Below are 18,806 nucleotides of genomic sequence, written 5' to 3'. Positions count from 1 at the left end.
CTTGCCCCAAGGGGCAGGGTCAAGACCCTGGATCAAGCCATGGCGGTTTCGCAGGCGCGTTCTCTGGAATCCGCCGGCTCCAGGTGGCATTCGAGCAGCTCACGCTCCAGTGCGGCCAGCTGCGTCTGCAGTCCCTGAAGGTGCTGCATCTGCGCCTGCACCTGCTCGCGGCGGCCGCGCAGCAGCCGGGCCAGCGCGTCCCAGCTGTCGGCGTGGTCCAGGCGCTGCAGGCCATGCAGCTCGTCGAGTCGAAAGCCCAGCCCAAGCGCCTGGCGGATGCGCTGCACCAGCACCAGATCCTGCTGTCCATACACGCGGTAGCTGCCTGCCCGCGCCACGGCACCGAGCAGGCCCCGTGATTCATAGAGCCTGACGGCCTTGGGCGAGCAGCCGGCGCGTCGGGCGAGTTCTCCGATATACATGGGGCGTGATCGTAGTCGCTGGCGCCGGGCTCTCATGGTCTGCATGGCGTTGGCGCACAATGACCGGATCGCGGCGCTGGCTTCGCTCGAACGGTGCGCCCATCCCTGACACGAGGACCCACCATGAATGCACGCACTCCTTCACAACTGCTGCAGCCCGCAGCCGCGCTGGACCGGATCAGCCGCTCCTGGGACGAGCGCATCGTCCCGGCGCTGACCGAGTACATCGCCATTCCCGCCAAGTCGCCCATGTTCGCGCCCGACTGGGAGCAACAGGGCCACCTGGAGACCGTGCTGCGCAATGCGGCCGACTGGGTGCAGGCGCAGAAGGTGGCCGGCCTGACGCTGGAGATCGTGCGCCAGCCGGGCCGCACGCCGGTGCTGTTCTTCGAGGTGGAAGGCACGCAGGACAAGGCGGCCTCCAGCCCCACGGTGCTGATGTACGGCCATCTGGACAAGCAGCCCGAGTTCGACGGCTGGCGCAGCGACCTGGGTCCGTGGACGCCCAAGTACGAGAACGGCAAGCTCTATGGCCGTGGCGGCGCCGACGACGGCTATGCGGTCTACGCCAGCATCGCGGCCGTGCAGGAGCTCAAGCGCCAGGGCGTGCCGCACCCGCGCATCCTGGGCCTGATCGAGACCTGCGAGGAAAGCGGCTCGCGCGACCTGCTGCCCTATGTCGATGCCCTGCGTCCGCGCCTGGGCGATGTGGGCCTGGTGATCTGCCTGGACAGCGGCGCCGGCAACTACGACCAGCTGTGGCTGACCACCAGCCTGCGCGGCATGGCCAGCGGCACGCTGAAGGTGGAGATCCTCACCGAGGGCGTGCACTCGGGCGATGCCTCGGGCGTCGTGCCGTCGTCCTTCCGCATCCTGCGCCAGGTGCTGGACCGTCTGGAGGACAGCAAGACCGGGCGCCTGCTGCCCGCCAGCTTCCACTGCGAGGTCCCGGCCGACCGCATGGCCCAGATGCGCGCCACGGCGGCCATCCTCGGCGAGGAGACCTATGCGCGCTTTCCCTGGGCGCACTACGACTGCGGCGGCTCCACGCTGTTTGCCCTGCCCACCACCACCGACCCGGTGCAGGCGCTGGTCAAGCGCACCTGGGAGCCCACGCTGAGTGTCACAGGCGCAGAGGGCCTGCCCGCGCTGCAGGATGCCGGCAACGTGCTGCGGCCCTACACGGCCTTCAAGCTCAGCCTGCGCCTGCCGCCCCTGGTCGATGCCGCCGCCTGCGTGCAGGAGATGAAGGCGCTGCTGGAGGACAACGCGCCCTACCAGGCCCGTGTGACCTGGCAAGGGCTGTCGGGTGCCAGCGGCTGGAATGCGCCAGCCATGGACGGCTGGTTCGAGGACGCGCTCAACGCCGCCAGCCAGGCGCATTTCGGCGCTTCCTGCGGCTACATCGGGCAGGGCGGCACGATTCCGCTGATGAACATGCTCAGCCAGGGCTTTCCCAAGGCCCAGATGATGGTCTGCGGCGTGCTCGGCCCCAAGAGCAACGCCCACGGTCCCAATGAATTCCTGCACGTGCCCTATGCCAAGAAGCTCACGGCCGCCGTGGCCCAGGTGATCGCCGCCATGGCCGGGACGCAGGCAGCTTCCGAAGCCGGTGCCGGCACTGCCGGCGTGGCGTGATGGCAGCGTCTGCCCCCGCACCCGTTCCTGCATCTGCCTCGCAAGGCCAGGTCACGCGCCTTGCGTCCAGCGACGGCGCCGAGCTGTCACTGCGCGACTGGCCCGTGGACGAGGGCCCGGCGCGCGCCACCGTGCTGCTGGTGCACGGCCTGGGCGAGCACATCGGCCGCTATGCGGCGCTGGCCCAGCGGCTCAATGCCTGGGGCTATGCCGTACGCGGCTACGACCAATATGGCCACGGACGCTCGGCAGGGCCGCGCGGTGGCCTGACGGGCGACAACCGGCTTCTGGACGACCTGGCGGCCGTGGTGGATGACACGCGCGCCCGGCAACCGGCCGGCCAGCCGCTGGTGCTGTTGGGCCACAGCCTGGGCGGCCTGGTGGCGGCGCTGTTCGTGGCCCGGGCCATCCGGCCTGTCGATGCGCTGGTGCTGTCCTCGCCAGCCCTCGATGTGGGCCTGTCGCCGATCCAGAAATTGCTCGTTGGCACGCTGCCGCGCCTGCTGCCCGATCTGCGCGTGTCCAACGGCCTGCAGATTCCGTATCTCTCGCATGACGTGGCGGTCTGCGATGCCTACCGCGCCGATCCGCTGTGCCACGACCGCATCAGCGCACGGCTGGCGCGCTTTCTGGCGCAGGGCGGCCCGCAGGTGCTGGCCCGTGCGGGCAGCTGGAGTGTGCCCAGCCTGTTGCTGTGGGCAGGGGACGACAGGCTGGTGGCGCCGGCCGGCAGCCAGGCCTTTTCCGACCGTGCGCCGCCGGCCGTGGTGCAGGCGCAGTGCTTTGACGGCGCCTACCACGAGCTGTTCAACGAAAGCGATGCCTTCGCCGCGCCCGTGTTCGCAAGGCTGCGGCAGTGGCTGGGCCGGTTCAGTCCAGCGTGAGCGCCGCCAGCGCGGCCAAGGGCGCGGTTTCCGCGCGCAGAACGCGTGGACCCAGCGTGACGGGCACGAAACCCTGGGCGCGGGCCAGGGCCTCTTCGGCCGGAGAGAGGCCCCCTTCGGGGCCCGATAGAAAGACCACGGGCGTATCCTCGGCCGTGGCGTCCACGATCTCGCCCAGCGGCCGGGTTCCCTCGCCCAGCGACAGCAGCAGCCGCAGCGTGCCGGGCGGCAGCTGTTTCGCGCCGCCCTCCAGCCAGTCTTGCAGGTCGGTGGGCGCATGCAGCGGCGGCACGCGGTTGCGTGTGCACTGCTCGCAGGCCGACACGGCCACGGCCTGCCAGTGCGCCAGCTTTTTCTCGGCGCGCTCGCCCTTGAGCTTGAGCACGCTGCGCTCGGCCACCAGCGGCGTGATGCTGGCGGCGCCCAGCTCGGCGGCCTTCTCCACCAGCCAGTCCATGCGTTCGTTGGCCGTGATGCCTGCCAGCAGGTGCACGGGGCGCAGCGGTTCGCGTTCCACGGCGTGGTGCGCGCCTATGCGCACGGCCACGTCGCTGCGGCCCATGCGCAGCACGGTGGCCTCGAACTCGCCGCCGCTGAAGCCCTCGCCGGCACGGCCCTGAAAGAGGGTGATGCCGTCGCCGGGCTGCAGGCGCAGCACCTGCACATGGCGGGCCGCGCCGGGCGGCAGTTCGATGTCGTCGCCGCTGTGCAGCGCGATGGGGCAGTGAAAGCGTGGCATGGCGTACCTGTCCTCAAACGCGCCCGTAGGCCCAGCCCACCTGGGGCTGGATGTTCTCGATCTGGTCCACCAGGCGCAGCAGCGGCGTCAGCTCGCGGTAGCGGCTGCAGGTGGCGCGGATGTAGTGGATGAAGCGCGGCGTATCCGCCAGGTAGCGGGGCTTGCCGTCTCGCAGTGTCAGCCGTGCAAAGATGCCGGCCACCTTGAGGTGGCGCTGCAGCCCCATCCATTCCACGCCACGGTAGAACTCGCCGAAATCGTCGCCCCAGCCGCTTTGGCTGCGCGCGCCCACCAATCCCGACTTGCGTGCCTTTTCCCAGTAACGCACGGTAATGTCGATGACAAAGTCCTCTTCCCAACTGATGAAGGCATCGCGCAGCAGGCTGGCGATGTCATAGGTCACCGGGCCGTAGACCGCATCCTGGAAGTCCAGCACGCCCAGCGGGCCGCTGGCGGTCACGGGCTGCATGAGATTGCGCGTCATGAAGTCGCGGTGCACGAAGACGCTGGGTGCCGCCAGGTTGTGGGCCACGATCTGGTCGAAGGCCTTGGCCAGCGTGGCCTGCTGCCTGTCGTCGAGCACGGTCTCGCGGTGGCGCGCGATGTACCAGTCGGGGAACAGTTGCAGTTCGCGGCGCAGCAGGGCGCCGTCATAGGCGGGCAGCACGTCGGGGCGCGAGGCGGTCTGCCAGGCCAGCAGCACCTCCAGCGCCGAGCGGTACCAGGCTTCCGCGTCCTGGGGCTTTTCCGGGTCCAGCGCCTCGATGACGGTGTGGCCGCCCAGGTCGGACAGCAGCATGAAGCCGTGCACGGCGTCCCAGTCCAGGATCTGCGGCACGGCCAGGCCGGCCGAGGCCATCAGCGCCTGCACCTTGGCGAAGGGCGCGCAGTCTTCCTTGTCCGGCGGTGCATCCATGACGATGAGGCTGGCGCCGGCGGCGGTGTCCAGGCGCAGATAGCGGCGAAAGCTGGCATCGGCCGAGGCAGGGCGCAGGGTTTCGGGGCGCAGCGCGTGGCGGGCGGACAGCGGGGCCAGCCAGGCGTCGAAGGCGGCATGGCGGGCGGGGTCGGCCCAGACAACGCCGGCCGTGGGGGTGTTTGGATGGCTCATGGATAATCGCGATTCTACAAACCGCCACCCCGGCGAATGCCCGGCGGTGATGCTAGGCTTGCGCCTTTGTCCACCCGCCGCTGTTGACCACCGTGTACCTCCGACCGCCGCTCCCCGATCCGCTGGCTGCCCGCGCGCCCGCGCGCCCCGCTGTACGCCCGCTGGCCTGGCTTGTGGCTCTCGCATGGGCCGGTGGCTCGACGCTGGCCCAGGCCCAGCCCGCTGCGGCCGATGAAGGCCGGCTGCAGCAGGTGCGCCCGCTGCGCCCCAGCACGCTGATGCAGGAAACCTACCCTGAGGCGGTCCGCTCCCAGCAGCCCGTCTACGTGCGCGGTGACGCGCTCAGCGGCCAGCCGGACATCAATGCGGTGATCGAGGGCAATGCCGAACTGCGCCGCGGCGACACCATGATCCGCGCCGACCGGCTCGAATATCAGGTGCCCGACGACCGCGTCAATGCCTCGGGCGCCGTGCACATCAACCAGGCCGGCAATGTCTACGAAGGCTCGCAGCTGGACCTGCAGGTCGATGCCTTCAAGGGCTTTTTCGACAACGCCGGCTACCGCTTCCTGGCCAACGGGGCCTACGGCAAATCCTCGCGCGTGGACTTCATCGACCGCGACCATGCCGTGGTCCATGACGCGACCTACACCACCTGCCAGCGCGATGACGAAGCCACCTGGCAGCCGGCCTGGATGCTGCGCGCCCGGACCTTGCACATCGACATGGCCGAGGAAGTCGGCGTGGCCGAAGGCGCGGCCCTGCAGTTCAAGGGCGTGACCGTGCTGCCCGTGCCGCGCATGAGCTTTCCGCTGTCGGACAAGCGCAAGTCGGGCCTGCTGCCCCCCACCATGGGCCTGGACAAGCTCAGCGGCATCGAATACACGCAGCCCTACTACTGGAACCTCGCGCCCAACCGCGACATGACCCTGTATCCCTCGGTCATGAGCAAGCGCGGCGTCAACCTGGGCGCCCAGTTCCGCTATCTGGAGCCCACCTATTCGGGCGAGGCCTACGCGGCCTACATGCCGGGCGACCGCCAGCGCGACCGTGACCGCTGGGCCTACTCGCTGCAGCACCGGGGCGTCATCAACTCGCCCATCGGCGGCCTGGGGTTGAACATGAACCTCAACCGCGTCAGCGACGACAACTACTGGCGTGATTTCCCGCTGGCCGCCCGTACGCTGCGCGAGCGCCTGCTGCCCAGCGACGTGAACCTGTCCTGGGCGCGTGGCGACGGGGTGCTGACCCTGCGCACCCTGTACTGGCAGACCATGCAGGACGCATCGGCGCCCATTGCCCCGCCCTACGGCATGAAGCCGCAGCTGCAATGGCGCTACACGCCGCTGGACCTGCCGCACGGCCTGGACTTCAGCTTCGTGGCCGACACCACGCGCTTCGAGATCGACAAGCCCCTGGCCGGCATGACCTACAACAACGGCCAGCGCAGCTACATGCAGGCGCAGCTGAGCCGTCCCTTCCTGTCGCCGGGCGCCTTCATCACGCCCAGGATCCAGTTGCACACCAGCAACTACCAGGTGGACCGCCTGATGAGCAACGGCAGCCGCAATGCCTCGCGCACGCTGCCCACGGTCAGTGTGGACAGCGGCCTGGTGTTCGAGCGCGACACCACGCTGTTCGGCCGCCAGCTGCTGCAGACCTTCGAGCCGCGCGCCTTCTACACCTACACGCCCTACCGCGACCAGAGCTTTCTGCCGCTGTACGACACGGCGCGCAACGACTTCAACTTCGCGAGCATCTACTCCGAAAACGACTACAACGGCCAGGACCGCATTGCCGACAACCACCTGCTGACCCTGGGCGCGACCACACGCCTGATCGACGGGGCCACGGGCGCGGAGAAGGCGCGCTTCGGCATTGCGCAGCGCGTGCGTTTCTCCGACCAGAAGGTCATCCTGCCCGGCGAGGTGCCTGCCACCAGCCGGCTGTCCGACGTGCTGCTGGGTGCGGCCATCAACTGGACCGATGCCTGGTCCACCGAAGGCACGACCCAGTACAACCGCGACCTGAACCGCCCGGTGCGCACCACCTTCGGCGCGCGCTACAGCCCCAGCTCCTACCGCACGGTGAACGTGGCCTACCGTACCCAGTACGACACCGTGGCACGCACCGATGCCAGCAAGCTGGTCGATGTGGGCTGGCAATGGCCCATCAACGACCTCTGGGGCGACAAGGGCCGTGACCTGGGTGCCGGCCGTGGCCAGGGCGGCGGCCGCTGGTACACGGTGGGCCGGCTGAACTACAGCCTGAAGGACCGCAAGCTCGTCGATACCGTGGTCGGGCTGGAGTACGACGGCTGCTGCTGGATTGGCCGCGTGGTGCTGGAGCGCCTGCAAAGCTCCATCACCCAGTCCAACACCCGGCTGCTGTTCCAGATCGAGTTCGTAGGCTTCTCGCGGCTGAGCCTGGGTGCCGACCCGCAGCGCAGCCTCAAGCAGAATGTGCCGCGCTACCAGTACCTGCGCGAGTCGGTGACGCCGCCCAGCCGCTTCACCAATTACGATTAGAGCCAAGGCTCCAAACACGCTTTTTGCAAGGCATCTCTCCCATGCGTTTTCTTTCCCAGACCCATTGCTGCGCAGCGGCCGCTGTGGCGCTGGCCTTGCTGGCCACCACAGCCCAGGCGCAAGGCCTGCGTGTTCCGGGCCAGTCCAGGGCGCCCCAGGCCGGCGATGCCTCCGTCTCGCGCGCGCTGGACGCCACCAACCAGCCCTTGTCGCGTGATCGCGGCGGCAATGCCGGCGTGCGCTCGGCCGACTACATCGTGGCCGTGGTCAACTCCGAGCCCGTGACCAACAACGAGGTGCGGGCCCGCATGGCGCGCGTGGCGCAGAACATTGCCGAGCAGGGCGGCCAGATGCCGCCCGAGGCGCTGCTGGCCCGCGAGGTGCTGGAGCGGCTGATCGTGGAAAAGGCCCAGCTGCAGGAAGCCAAGGACACGGGCCTGCGCGTGGATGACTACGCCGTGGACCAGGCGCTGACCAATGTGGCGCGGCAAAACGGCCTGGACAAGGCCGGCCTGCAGTCACGCCTGCGGGCCGAGGGCGTGAACGAAAAGCAGTTCCGCGAAGAATTGCGCCGCCAGATCACGCTGCAGCGCCTGCGCGAGCGCGATGTGGACGGCCGCGTGCGCGTGACCGAAGCCGACATCGACCGCTACCTGGCCGAGCAGCGCAGCGGCGGCGCCGACAAGGCGCCGGCGGCCGTGAACCTGGGCCACATCCTGATCGCCGTGCGCGAGGATGCCAGCCCCGCCGAAGTGGCCGAGCGCGAAGCCCGCGCCAAGCAGGCCGCCGAGGCGGCCCGCACGCAAGGCGACTTCCTGGCCGTGGTCAAGGAGTTCTCCGATGTGCCCGACGGCCAGGGCGGCGGCGCCATGGGCATGCGCCCGCTGGACCGCTACCCCGAACTGTTCACCAAGGCCGTGGGCCAGACGCCGCAGGGCGGCATCGTCGGCCCCTTCCGTTCGGGCGCGGGCTTTCACGTGCTCAAGGTGCTGGAGAAGTCGCAGGCCGGCATGCCTTCCGTGGTCACGCAAAACCATGCGCGCCACATCCTGCTGCGCATCGGCGACCAGATGACCGAGGCCGATGCCGCCAAGCGCCTGGCCGACTACAAGCGCCGCGTGGACAGCGGCCAGGCCAGCTTCGAATCGCTGGCCCGCGAGTTCTCGCAGGACGGCAGCGCGCGCAACGGCGGCGATCTGGGCTGGGCCTCGCCCGGCCAGTTCGTGCCCGAGTTCGAGCAGGTGCTCAATGCGCTGCAGCCCGGGCAGGTCAGCGACCCGCTGGTCTCGCGCTTCGGTGTGCACCTGATCCAGCTCATCGAGCGCCGCCAGGCCGCGCTGACGCCGCGCGAGCAGCGCGACATGGTGCGCAACGTGGTGCGCGAGCGCAAGCTCGAAACCGACTACCAGACCTGGCTGCAGGAGCTGCGTGGCCGCGCCTACGTCGAGTACCGCGAGCCCCCGCAATAAGACACCCCCCAAGCAGCCATGGCTGCGGCAGTCCACAATGGAAGGCGGTGCCATGGCGCACCGCCTTGCTTTTTCTATGAAACACATTCCTCGCAAACGCTTCGGCCAGAACTTCCTGACCGATGGCGGCATCATCGACGGCATCGTGCGTGCCATCGATCCCCGGCCGGGCCAGTCCATGGTCGAGATCGGTCCGGGCCTGATGGCCCTGACCCAGCCCCTGGTCGAGCGCCTGGGCCGGCTCACCGTGATCGAACTGGACCGCGACCTGGCCGTGCGCCTGCGCCTGCACGAGCAGCTCGACGTGGTCGAGTCCGACGTGCTCAAGGTGGACTTTCGCGCCATCGCTGCGCGCCTGGGCGTGCCCAAGCTGCGCATTGCGGGCAACCTGCCCTACAACATCTCCAGCCCCATCCTCTTTCACCTGCTCGAGCAGGTGGACGTGGTCGAGGACCAGCACTTCATGCTGCAAAAGGAGGTCATCGACCGCATGGTGGCCTCTCCGGCCACGGCCGCCTATGGGCGGCTGACGGTCATGCTGCAGTGGCGCTATGCGATGGAGAGCGTGCTGTACGTGCCGCCCGAGAGCTTCAATCCGCCGCCCAAGGTGGACAGCGCCGTCGTGCGCATGGTCCCGCGCGAGGCGCCGGCGGCCCTGGACGCGAAGCTGCTGGAGGAGATGGTGCAGGTGGCCTTCAGCCAGCGGCGCAAGATCCTGCGCAACACGCTGGGGCGCTGGCTGGAAGCCAAGGGCTTTGACGGGGAGTTCGACCTGCAGCGCCGCGCCGAGGAAGTGCCGGTGTCCGAGTACGAGGCACTTGCAGCCCGGTTCACGCGCAGCTAGACGCAGGTGGCGCACGGCGCCAGCGCCCGCATGGGACGCTGGCGCCGTGCTATCAATGTGCGGCTCTTACAGGAAAGAGTAGAAGCAGCGGAACGGGATCTTGCGCTCGGCCCAGTACTCGGCCGCGTCGCGGAAGCTGTCCAGCAGCTGCTCGCGCACTTCCTTGTCGAACTTGGGCGTGGTCGGGATCTGGTCGAGCACGAGCACAAAGCCCGGCTGCGGGCCGGCCTTGTGGATGGGGTCGGTCAGGCAGTCGTAGAGCGCGTCGAAGTTCTTGCCGAAATGCGCGGGGAAGAAGAACTGCGTGGCCAGCAGCTCCAGGATGTCGGCCTTGGTCTGCGCATGGGCCAGGTTGGCATACAGGAAATGGCACCCCAGCGTCTCGGCCGCCTGTTGCAGATCCTCCACCCTGTAGGCGCGGATGGACTGCACGATGTTGGCGCGCACGTTCCGCAAAGGGGTGTCCGGGATCTTACGAAGTGGTGCATCCATCTCCGTGGCTCTTTCTCTAACGTGGATGTGGCCTGCGGGTACGGGCACGTGGCCTGCGGCGTCCCCGGGCTGTGGATGAAATGCAGACCCCTGCCAGCGCACTGCGTCGGACGCGGAGGGTCGAACTGGCTGCAAAGACTGGGTCGAGGTCATTCGATGATCTTGCGAAAGCTGCTGTAGTGGTCGCTGGTGTAGTAGCAGGCATCGGGCTGCTGTGGCTCTCCGCCGCAGACGATGCGGCGGGCTCCGCGGTCACGCGAGCCGGGCGTGCGCACCGTGTACTCACGGTAGTAGCCGCGCGACTGGCGCGGCAGGATGCGCTCGCGGTTGCCGAACACCGTGCCGTCCTTGTCGTGGGCAAAAGGCCCGCCGCGCAGGATCAGCGTATAGGTGGAACGGCCTTCGCGCGGCAGCTCTGACAGGGTGACGGTGGCCATGGCCGCCGTCGAATCCGCGCTCTCGGGCGCCGAGCGGCGCGCATCAGCGAGCGAGGGCGACAGCACAAAGGCGGCCCCGACGATGAGCGCTAGACCGGACTGGTACGCCTTGGCGGCGGCTGCCTTCAGCATCAACTACACCTTTCAGAAATCCAGGGAAGCCCTGAAATCTCGACCCGCTAGTGTGACGGAACACCCCTCAAAATGCAAGTTCTGCCTAAAAAACAGGCAGCTTGACCGAGGAAATGTCTGGGGATTGAACAGTGAGAAGGCAACTCTGCGCCTGAGTTGCCTTCCATTCAATGCAAATGCCGCCCGTTGTCTCAAAAACGCGCGCGGCCAAAACGAGGGACACCGAGCAAGGGCCGCCCCGCAGCGAGGGTGTCGTCCCCCTCCCGCGAAGCGAGAGAGGGCGCCGTGCACACGGGGGAAGCGGCGAAGCCGCTCAGGGGGTGCTTAACGGTTAGCGTTAGCGTCCGCCACCGTCAGCGCCGTCATGTTGACGATGCGGCGCACCGTCGTGCTCGGCGTGAGGATGTGCACGGGACGGGCGGCGCCCAGCAGCACGGGGCCGATGGCAATGCCGCCGCCAGCGGCCTGCTTGAGCAGGTTGTAGCTGATGTTGGCCGCGTCGATGTTGGGCATGACCAGCAGGTTGGCATTGCCCAGCAGCGTGCTGTTGGGCATGAGCTGGGCGCGGGCCTTGCCGTCCAGGGCCACGTCGCCGTGCATCTCGCCGTCCACTTCCAGCCAGGGGGCCTGCTCGCGCAGCAGCTCCAGGGTCTGGCGCATCTTGACGGCGCTGGGCTGGTTGCTGGAGCCGTAGTTGGAGTGCGACAGCAGGGCGGCCTTGGGCTTGACGCCGAAGCGCATCATTTCCTCGGCGGCCATGATGGTGATCTCGGCCAGCTGCTCGGCCGTGGGGTCGTAGTTGACGTGGGTGTCCACCAGGAAGACCTGGCGGTCGGGCAGCAGCAGGCCGTTCATGCAGGCATAGGTCTGCACGCCGGCGCGGCGGCCGATCACCTGGTCCACGTACTGCAGGTGGTGCGATGTCTGGCCCCAGGTGCCGGTGATCAGGCCGTCCACTTCGCCCTTGTGCAGCAGCATGGAGCCGATCAGGGTCAGGCGGCGGCGCATCTCGATCCTGGCGATGGGCACGGTGATGCCCTTGCGCTCGGTCATGCGGTGGTAGGTCTGCCAGAAGTCGCGGTAGCGCTCGTCGTGCTCGACGTTGACCACGTCGTAGTCCTGGCCCTCCTTCAGGCGCAGGCCGAACTTCTCGATGCGCTGGGCAATGATGGCCGGGCGACCGATCAGCGTGGGGCGCGCAATGCGCTCGTCCACCACGATCTGCGCGGCGCGCAGGATGCGCTCTTCCTCGCCTTCGGCATAGGCCACGCGCTTCTTGGTGGCCTTCTTGGCCGTGGCGAACAGCGGCTTCATCATCGTGCCCGAGGCGTAGACGAAGGTCTGCAGATGGGCGCGGTAGGCATCCATGTCCTGGATCGGGCGCTGGGCCACGCCGCATTCGGCGGCAGCCTGGGCCACGGCCGAGGCGATCTTCATCATCAGGCGCGGATCGAAGGGCTTGGGGATCAGGTACTCAGGACCGAAGCTCAGCTGCTCGCCCACGTAGGCTGCCGCCACTTCCTCGCTCTGCTCGGCCTGGGCCAGTTCGGCGATGGCGTGGACGGTGGCGATTTCCATCTCGGTGGTGATGGTGGTCGCGCCGCAGTCCAGCGCACCGCGGAAGATGTACGGGAAGCACAGGACGTTGTTGACCTGGTTGGGATAGTCCGAGCGGCCCGTGGCGATGATGGCGTCGCTGCGCACGGCCTTGACGTCTTCGGGAACGATTTCGGGGTTGGGATTGGCCAGCGCGAAGATCACCGGGCGCGCGGCCATCTTGACCACCATGTCCTGCTTGAGCACGCCGCCAGCGGACAGGCCCAGGAAGACGTCGGCGCCTTCGATGACCTGGCCCAGGGTGCGCAGCTCGGTGGCGCGTGCGAACTGGGCCTTGTCCTCGTCCATCAGTTCGGTGCGGCCTTCGTAGACCACGCCGGCCAGGTCGGTGACGAACACGTTCTCCCGGCGCAGGCCGACCTTGAGCAGCAGGTTCAGGCAGGCCAGGGCAGCGGCGCCCGCGCCCGAGGCGACGAGCCGGACCTCCTCGATCTTCTTGCCCGCGACCTTGAGCGCGTTGACCATGGCCGCAGCCACGGTGATGGCCGTGCCGTGCTGGTCATCGTGGAAGACGGGGATCTTCAGGCGGCGGCGCAGTTCGCGCTCCACGAAGAAGCACTCGGGCGCCTTGATGTCTTCCAGATTGATGGCGCCGAAGGTGGGCTCCAGCGCGGCGATCACGTCGACCAGCTTTTGCGGGTCCTTCTCGTTGATCTCGATGTCGAAGACGTCCACGCCCGCGAACTTCTTGAACAGGACGGCCTTGCCTTCCATCACCGGCTTGGAGGCCAGCGCGCCGATGTCGCCCAGGCCCAGCACGGCGGTGCCGTTGGAGATCACGGCCACCAGGTTGCCGCGCGCCGTGTACTTGAAGGCGGCGGCCGGGTCCTTGACGATCTCTTCGCAGGGCGCTGCCACGCCGGGCGAGTAGGCCAGGGCCAGGTCATGCTGGTTGGCCATGGGCTTGGTCGGCACGATGGTCAGCTTGCCGGGCTTGGGAAACTCGTGGTATTCGAGTGCGGCACGGCGCAGCTGGGCACGTTTATCGGAAGGGGTCGGGGCCGTGTTGTCGGACATCAAGCGTCTCCAGCGAAGGCATGGCCAACGCACGCGCGGATCAGCCCGCGTGCCGTCGGCCGAGGTAGGGGGGAACCGATTGTAGGCCGACAGGCAATAGCCGGGCCCTGCTGTGAAACTGTTGTGATGCCTGGTTGCCCAATGTCCTGCGGCGGCGGCGGTCTTTGCTTGCGCGGCGCCGCAAAGCCGGGCAATCACATGGCGTCCATCAGATGGCGTCCAGCGGAAACACCGGGCGGCTGACCCGGGCGAACGGAAAGCGCGAATAGTCCGAGGTGGTCACGCCGGGGCTGTCGCACTCGACCAGGCCGGCCGACAGCGGCACGAAGACGGGCCGGCAATACATGCGCGACTTGAGCAGCACGAAGCGAAAGCGCGTCGGGTCCATGCCCACGCAGTGGAACACGCCCAGGTCCCAGGGCTCGTGCGTCTGCTCGGTGATCACGATCTGCGCTGCGCCCGTGTCCAGGCAGACCGTGCGGCCCATGTGGCAGCGCTGGCCGGTGTAGATGGGGCCGCTGACCGTGTAGGCGCCGTCGCTGACGGCGCGCACCGTGCCGCGCAGCCGCAGCGGCTGCTTGTGCAGGCCGATGCGTTCCAGCGAGACCTTGTTGCCCAGCGCGATCTCCACCTCGGCGCCTTCGCCCGCCGCCGTGAGCGAGGCAACCGCTTCGGGGTCGCACAGCGGGCCCACGGCAATGCCTGACAGGCCCAGCTCCAGCGCGGTCTGCAGCACGTCCATGGTGTCGCAGGTGCCGCCGGACATGCAGTTGTCGCCATGGTCGAGCAGCAGCACGGGGCGGTCGGCTCCCTCGGCCAGGGCCTGGGCGCGGCGCAGCGAATCGGCCAGCGGCTCGCTGCGGTAGACGAAGTCGGCGCGGCGCTGCCAGATCCGGGCGGCCAGCGCGTCCACGCTCGCCTGGGTGGCCGCGCGCTCGTCGGTCCTGCAGGTGGCGACCACGCTCACGCAGGGCGCGGCGATGTCGGCCAGCGAGAAGCCGCCGAACACCGAGACCGCGGGCAGGCCCTCCGCTTCCAGGGCGCGCGCTGCGTTCACGGCGTCCAGCATGGGGCCGTCCAGCGTGGTGCTGCGCAGCGTGTGGCTCATCAGGGGCAGGCGGTGCCAGCACACGGCGTAGCGCGCGCGGCCGGCCAGCATGTCCAGCAGCAGCCGGCCCGCGTGCTCGCCGGTCTCGTACATGTCGATGTGCGGATAGGTCTTGAAGCCCACCATCACATCGGCATTGCCCACCATTTTTTCGGTGATGTTGCCGTGCAGGTCCAGCGCCACGCCAACGGGCACGCCGGGCGCGGCGGCGCGCACGCGTTCGAGCAGGTCACCTTCGCCGTCGGCGCTGTTCTCGGCCACCATGGCGCCGTGCAGGTCCAGCAAGATGGCATCGCAGCCCGGCGCGGCCGCCACGATGCGGCGAGTGAGTTCGTCGTAGGCGGCAGCATGCACGGGGCCGCTGGGATTGGAGGTGGCCGATACCGGCGTGACCAGGGTGGCGCCCGCCGCCTCGGCCAGGTCGATGAAGGCGGCCATGGCCGTGCGCATGCCCTTGTTGGCCGAATAGGCGGCCTCGCCATAGGTGGGCGCAAACGCCTCGATGGGCGTGGGCACGGGCGAGAAGGTATTGGTCTCGTGGTTGAGCCGGGCGATCAGGATCTTCATGCCTGCACCCCGCCGTCCGCTGCCTGCACCACGCCCGCGGCCGCCAGCATGGCGCGCAGCAGCACGTTGCAGCCGGCCTCCAGGTGGGCGGGCTCGGCATCCTCGATCTCGTTGTGGCTGATGCCGTCGGCGCAGGGCACGAAGATCATGGCGGCAGGCGCCACGCGCGCCAGGTAGACGGCATCGTGGCCTGCGCCGCTGACCACGTCCATGGCGCTGTAGCCCAGGTCGGCGGCATTGGCGCGCACGGCCTCCACCAGGTGTGGCGTGAACGGCTGGGGCGGGAAGTAGACGACCTGCTCCACGCCAACGGTCACGCCATGCGCGGCCGCAATGCGCTCGCAGGCCGCGCGCAGTGCGGCATCCATGTCCAGCAACTGGCCGTCGTCCGGCGCGCGCAGGTCCACGCTGAGCTTGACGCCGCCCGGGATCACGTTGCGCGAGTTGGGAAACACCTCCAGCGATCCCACGGTGCCGCGCGCATGCGGCAGGCGGTCCAGGGCGATGCGGTTGACCTCGGCCACGAGGTCGCTGGCGGCCAGCAGGGCGTCGCGGCGCAGCTCCATGGGCGTGGGGCCGGCATGGGCCTCCATGCCCTGCACGCTGACGTCGTACCAGCGCTGGCCCAGCGCGGCGCTGACCACGCCGATCACGCGTTCATGGTTTTCCAGCACCGGGCCCTGTTCGATATGGGCCTCGAAATACGCGCCCACCGCAGGCGCCGGGCCAGCCGGCCCGGCATAGCCGATGGCGCGCAGCGCCTCGTCCACGCTCACGCCCTGGGCATCGCGCTGGGCCAGCGCATGCTCCAGCGTGAAGGCATTGACGAACACGCCCGAGCCCATCATCACGGGCACGAAGCGCGAGCCTTCCTCGTTGGTCCACACGGCCACTTCCAACGGGGCGCGCGTGCGCACGCCGCCATCGTTGAGCGTGCGCAGCACCTCCAGCCCGGCCAGCACGCCGTAGTTGCCGTCGAACTTGCCGCCCGTGGGCTGGGTGTCGATGTGGCTGCCCGTCATCACGGGCGGCAGCGCATCGTCCAGGCCTGCGCGGCGCGCGAAGATGTTGCCGATGGCATCGACGCGGATGCTGCAGCCGGCCTCGCGCGCCCACTGCACGAAGAGATCGCGCCCCTGGCGGTCCAGGTCCGTCAGCGCCAGGCGGCACACGCCGCCCTTGGGTGTGGCGCCTATGCGCGCCAGGTCCATCAGCGATTGCCACAGGCGGGCGCCGTCGGTGCGCAGCCCGGCCGCAACGGCGGTGGCTGCAAGAGGGGTACTGAGATCCATGAATGACTCCTGGGAATGCGAAAGGCGGTGGATCAGGCGATCCCTACACCGAGATACCGGTCCTTGATGGCGTCATCGGCCAGGAAAGCGGCATTGCCTGCCTCGTGCGCAATCGCACCCTGTTCGATGATGTAGTGGCGGTCGGCCAGCTGGGTGCAGACCTCCAGGTTCTGCTCCACCAGCAAGATCGCCACGCCGGCGGCCTTGATGGTCTTGAGCTGGGCCACGATCTCCTCCACGATCACGGGCGCCAGGCCCTCGACGGGCTCGTCCAGCATGAGCAGGCGCGGCGCGTTCATCAGGGCGCGGCCTATGGCCAGCATCTGCTGCTCGCCGCCCGACAGCTGGCCGCCGCCGTTGCCGCGCCGCTCCTTGAGGCGCGGGAAGATGCGGTAGATGTCGGCCAGTTGCCAGGGCGAGCGCTTGCGCTGGCCCAGCATCAGGTTCTCCTCCACCGTGAGCAGCTTGAAGATGCCGCGGTGCTCGGGCACCAGGCAGATGCCGCGCTGGGCCACCTGGTGCGTGGCCAGCCGGTGCACGGGCTCGCCGCCGAAGCGGATCTGCCCCTGCGAGGGCTGCATCACGCCTGCGATGGACTTGAGCGTGGTGGTCTTGCCCGCGCCGTTGCGGCCCAGCAGCGTGACCAGCTCGCCGTCCTGCACCTGCAGCGACACGCCCTGCAGCACATGGCTCTTGCCGTAGTGGGCGTGTATGCCCTCGACCGAAAGCAGGGGACCGCTCATGCCTTTCCTCCCGTGATCATGTTGCCCAGATAGGCGCTGCGAACGCGCTCGTCGGCGCGGATCTCGTGGGGCAGTCCTTCGGCCAGCACGCGGCCCTGCTGCATGACGGTGATGGTGTCGGAGATGTCCATGACGATGTTCATGTTGTGCTCGATGAGCACCACGGTGTGCTCATCCCTGAGGCCCTGGATCAGGCGCTTCATCTCGTCCAGGTCATCGATGCCCATGCCCGAGGTCGGCTCGTCCAGGAAGATGGCCTTGGGCCGCGCGGCCAGGGCCATGCCCACCTCCAGCCGCCGCTGCTGGCCGTGCGAGAGGTTGCCGGCCGGCGTGTCCGCATGGCGCTCCAGACCCAGGCGCGAGAGCACGCTGGCCACGGTGTCGGCCAGGGCGCGAGCACCCACGGGCGCGTTCCAGCAGTCCAGCGCCCTGGCGGGCGCCACGCCCTGGGCGGCCAGGCGCAGGTTCTCGCGCACGGGCAGGGTCAGGAACAGGCTGGTGACCTGAAAGGACCGTGCCATGCCACGCCGCACGCGGCGGTGGTCGGGCTCGCGCGTCACGTCGTGGCCGTCGAAGACGATGCGCCCGCCGCTCACGCTCTTGGTGCCCGTGAGCATGTGGAACAGCGTGGTCTTGCCCGCGCCGTTGGGGCCGATCACCGAGTGCACGGTATGGGCGCGCACCTTGAGGTCCACGCCGCCCAGGGCGACGAACTTGTCATAGCGCTTCTCGACGCCCACGGCCTCGAGCAGGATGGGAGATGCTGCGGCGCTCATGCCTGGCCTCCTTTGGTTTCTGCAGCGGCCGCCGCGGCATCTGCCGGCCCTTTGCGGCGCACCAGGGCCCACAGGCTCTCGCCCAGGCCCCACAGGCCGCGCTGCAGGCCCAGGCTCACGATCATCAGCACCACGCCCAGCAGCAGCAGCCAGCGCGGCCACAGCGTGGACAGCCAGTCGCCCAGCAGCACGTAGAAGGCCGCGCCCAGCACCGAGGCCAGCAGGTTGCCCGTGCCGCCGATCACGGTCATCACCAGGATCATTTCGCTGGTGTGGTACTCGGCATTGGACAGCGGGGCGATGCCCGTCATCATGGCGTGCAGCGCGCCGGCCAAGCCCGTGACCGCGCCCGAGATCACGAAGGCCTGCAGCTTCAGCAGCCTCAGGTCGTAGCCCACGGCGGCGGCGCGCTCCTCGTTGTCGCGCACGGCCAGCAGCGTGCGGCCGAACATGGAGTCGCAGACGCGGCGCAGCAGCCAGAACACCACCAGAAAGAGCACGGCCACAAAGCCGTAGTACTGCCAGGGCGTGGCCAGCGGCCACAGCGTCTGGCCGGCCACCGCGAGGGCGGGGCGGGGCACATCGAGCAGGCCGTTGTCGCCGCCGGTGATGTCCGTGGCCGAGTAGGCGATGAAGTAGAACATCTGCGCAAACGCCAGGGTCAGCATCACGAAGTAGGTGCCGCGCTGGCGTATGGCCACCCAGCCGACGATGGCCGCGCCCACGGCCCCCATGGCCGTGGCGGCCAGCAGGGCCAGCGGCATGGGCAGGGGCCAGCGTGTCAGCAGCAGGGCGATGGTGTAGCTGCCCAGCCCGAAGAAGATGCCCTGCCCGAAGGACAGCAGCCCCGTGTAGCCCAGCAGCAGATTGCAGCCCATGGCCGCGAGGCCGAAGATCAGCACTTCGCTGGCCAGCGAGCCCGACTGCATGCACAGCGGCATGGCCACCACGATGGCCAGCGCGAGAAGGAGATGGGAATGCCTGGTCATG

The 18,806-nt window shown here is 68.7% G+C and carries 16 protein-coding genes; 5 read left to right on the top strand and 11 right to left on the bottom strand.

The window, feature by feature from the left end; translation table 11 throughout:
• Window positions 1-32: 32 nt before the first annotated feature.
• Window positions 33-422 carry a MerR family transcriptional regulator gene (locus ACF8ML_RS09080; protein WP_392407008.1) on the bottom strand — a complete coding sequence of 130 codons (390 nt, stop codon included), beginning with the start codon at window positions 420-422 and terminating at the stop codon, window positions 33-35.
• Between the two features lie 123 nt (window positions 423-545).
• On the opposite strand from ACF8ML_RS09080, the gene ACF8ML_RS09075 reads away from it, so the two are divergent.
• Together ACF8ML_RS09075 and ACF8ML_RS09070 are read left to right on the top strand one after the other, a co-directional pair.
• Window positions 546-2,060 (top strand): M20 family metallopeptidase, encoded by a 1,515-nt coding sequence (locus ACF8ML_RS09075; RefSeq protein WP_016447239.1) that lies wholly within the window; start codon window positions 546-548, stop codon window positions 2,058-2,060.
• Entirely contained in the window at window positions 2,060-2,944 is an 885-nt protein-coding gene (locus ACF8ML_RS09070) for an alpha/beta hydrolase (RefSeq protein WP_047219259.1), read from the top strand. Before ACF8ML_RS09075 ends, ACF8ML_RS09070 begins: the two co-directional genes overlap by 1 nt.
• On the opposite strand, the gene ACF8ML_RS09065 is transcribed toward ACF8ML_RS09070, so the two are convergent.
• Both ACF8ML_RS09065 and ACF8ML_RS09060 read right to left on the bottom strand, forming a co-directional pair.
• On the bottom strand, window positions 2,931-3,683 hold the full coding sequence (locus tag ACF8ML_RS09065; RefSeq protein WP_160850977.1) for a 16S rRNA (uracil(1498)-N(3))-methyltransferase: 753 nt from the start codon (window positions 3,681-3,683) through the stop codon (window positions 2,931-2,933). The genes ACF8ML_RS09070 and ACF8ML_RS09065 overlap by 14 nt on opposite strands.
• Window positions 3,684-3,696: 13 nt before the next feature.
• Window positions 3,697-4,794, bottom strand: a complete 1,098-nt coding sequence (locus ACF8ML_RS09060; protein ID WP_074921144.1) for an aminoglycoside phosphotransferase family protein — start codon at window positions 4,792-4,794, stop codon at window positions 3,697-3,699.
• Window positions 4,795-4,886: 92 nt separating this feature from the next.
• Between ACF8ML_RS09060 and ACF8ML_RS09055 the strand changes: the two genes are divergently transcribed.
• The 3 genes from ACF8ML_RS09055 (at window position 4,887) to rsmA (ending at window position 9,635) form a co-directional block, all read left to right on the top strand.
• Window positions 4,887-7,322, top strand: a complete 2,436-nt coding sequence (locus tag ACF8ML_RS09055; protein WP_392407007.1) for an LPS-assembly protein LptD — start codon at window positions 4,887-4,889, stop codon at window positions 7,320-7,322.
• A 41-nt stretch (window positions 7,323-7,363) separates the two neighbouring features.
• Window positions 7,364-8,791 carry a peptidylprolyl isomerase gene (locus ACF8ML_RS09050; RefSeq protein WP_034365467.1) on the top strand — a complete coding sequence of 476 codons (1,428 nt, stop codon included), beginning with the start codon at window positions 7,364-7,366 and terminating at the stop codon, window positions 8,789-8,791.
• A gap of 76 nt (window positions 8,792-8,867) precedes the next feature.
• Entirely contained in the window at window positions 8,868-9,635 is a 768-nt protein-coding gene (rsmA, locus tag ACF8ML_RS09045; RefSeq protein WP_017404994.1) for a 16S rRNA (adenine(1518)-N(6)/adenine(1519)-N(6))-dimethyltransferase RsmA, read from the top strand.
• Between the two features lie 66 nt (window positions 9,636-9,701).
• Here the strand turns inward: rsmA and ACF8ML_RS09040 are convergent, their stop codons facing one another.
• The 8 genes from ACF8ML_RS09040 to ACF8ML_RS09005 all read right to left on the bottom strand — a co-directional run bounded on the left by ACF8ML_RS09040 (window position 9,702) and on the right by ACF8ML_RS09005 (window position 18,805).
• Complete coding sequence (locus ACF8ML_RS09040; RefSeq protein WP_013804792.1) at window positions 9,702-10,127, bottom strand: barstar family protein; 426 nt, start codon at window positions 10,125-10,127, stop codon at window positions 9,702-9,704.
• Window positions 10,128-10,276: 149 nt separating this feature from the next.
• The gene (locus ACF8ML_RS09035; protein WP_016447232.1) at window positions 10,277-10,696 is read right to left on the bottom strand and encodes a ribonuclease domain-containing protein; all 420 of its coding nucleotides are present in this window, start codon (window positions 10,694-10,696) and stop codon (window positions 10,277-10,279) included.
• Between the two features lie 324 nt (window positions 10,697-11,020).
• Complete coding sequence (locus ACF8ML_RS09030) at window positions 11,021-13,330, bottom strand: NADP-dependent malic enzyme (RefSeq protein ID WP_016447231.1); 2,310 nt, start codon at window positions 13,328-13,330, stop codon at window positions 11,021-11,023.
• A gap of 208 nt (window positions 13,331-13,538) precedes the next feature.
• On the bottom strand, window positions 13,539-15,005 hold the full coding sequence (locus ACF8ML_RS09025) for a M81 family metallopeptidase (RefSeq protein ID WP_374006411.1): 1,467 nt from the start codon (window positions 15,003-15,005) through the stop codon (window positions 13,539-13,541).
• The gene (locus tag ACF8ML_RS09020; protein ID WP_392407006.1) at window positions 15,002-16,297 is read right to left on the bottom strand and encodes a Zn-dependent hydrolase; all 1,296 of its coding nucleotides are present in this window, start codon (window positions 16,295-16,297) and stop codon (window positions 15,002-15,004) included. Before ACF8ML_RS09020 ends, ACF8ML_RS09025 begins: the two co-directional genes overlap by 4 nt.
• A gap of 32 nt (window positions 16,298-16,329) precedes the next feature.
• The gene (locus tag ACF8ML_RS09015; RefSeq protein WP_017404300.1) at window positions 16,330-17,040 is read right to left on the bottom strand and encodes an ABC transporter ATP-binding protein; all 711 of its coding nucleotides are present in this window, start codon (window positions 17,038-17,040) and stop codon (window positions 16,330-16,332) included.
• Window positions 17,037-17,816 carry an ABC transporter ATP-binding protein gene (locus ACF8ML_RS09010; RefSeq protein WP_012207823.1) on the bottom strand — a complete coding sequence of 260 codons (780 nt, stop codon included), beginning with the start codon at window positions 17,814-17,816 and terminating at the stop codon, window positions 17,037-17,039. The genes ACF8ML_RS09015 and ACF8ML_RS09010 overlap by 4 nt, the downstream gene beginning before the upstream one ends.
• The gene (locus ACF8ML_RS09005; protein ID WP_026062103.1) at window positions 17,813-18,805 is read right to left on the bottom strand and encodes a branched-chain amino acid ABC transporter permease; all 993 of its coding nucleotides are present in this window, start codon (window positions 18,803-18,805) and stop codon (window positions 17,813-17,815) included. Before ACF8ML_RS09005 ends, ACF8ML_RS09010 begins: the two co-directional genes overlap by 4 nt.
• Between the last annotated feature and the right edge of the window lies 1 nt (window position 18,806).

The sequence above is a fragment of the Delftia sp. WSY_10 genome (assembly GCF_043104705.1).
GTDB classification, from domain to species: domain Bacteria; phylum Pseudomonadota; class Gammaproteobacteria; order Burkholderiales; family Burkholderiaceae_C; genus Comamonas; species Comamonas tsuruhatensis.
Note: the sequence above shows the minus strand (reverse complement) of the source record. Positions and strands in the feature narration are given on the sequence as shown.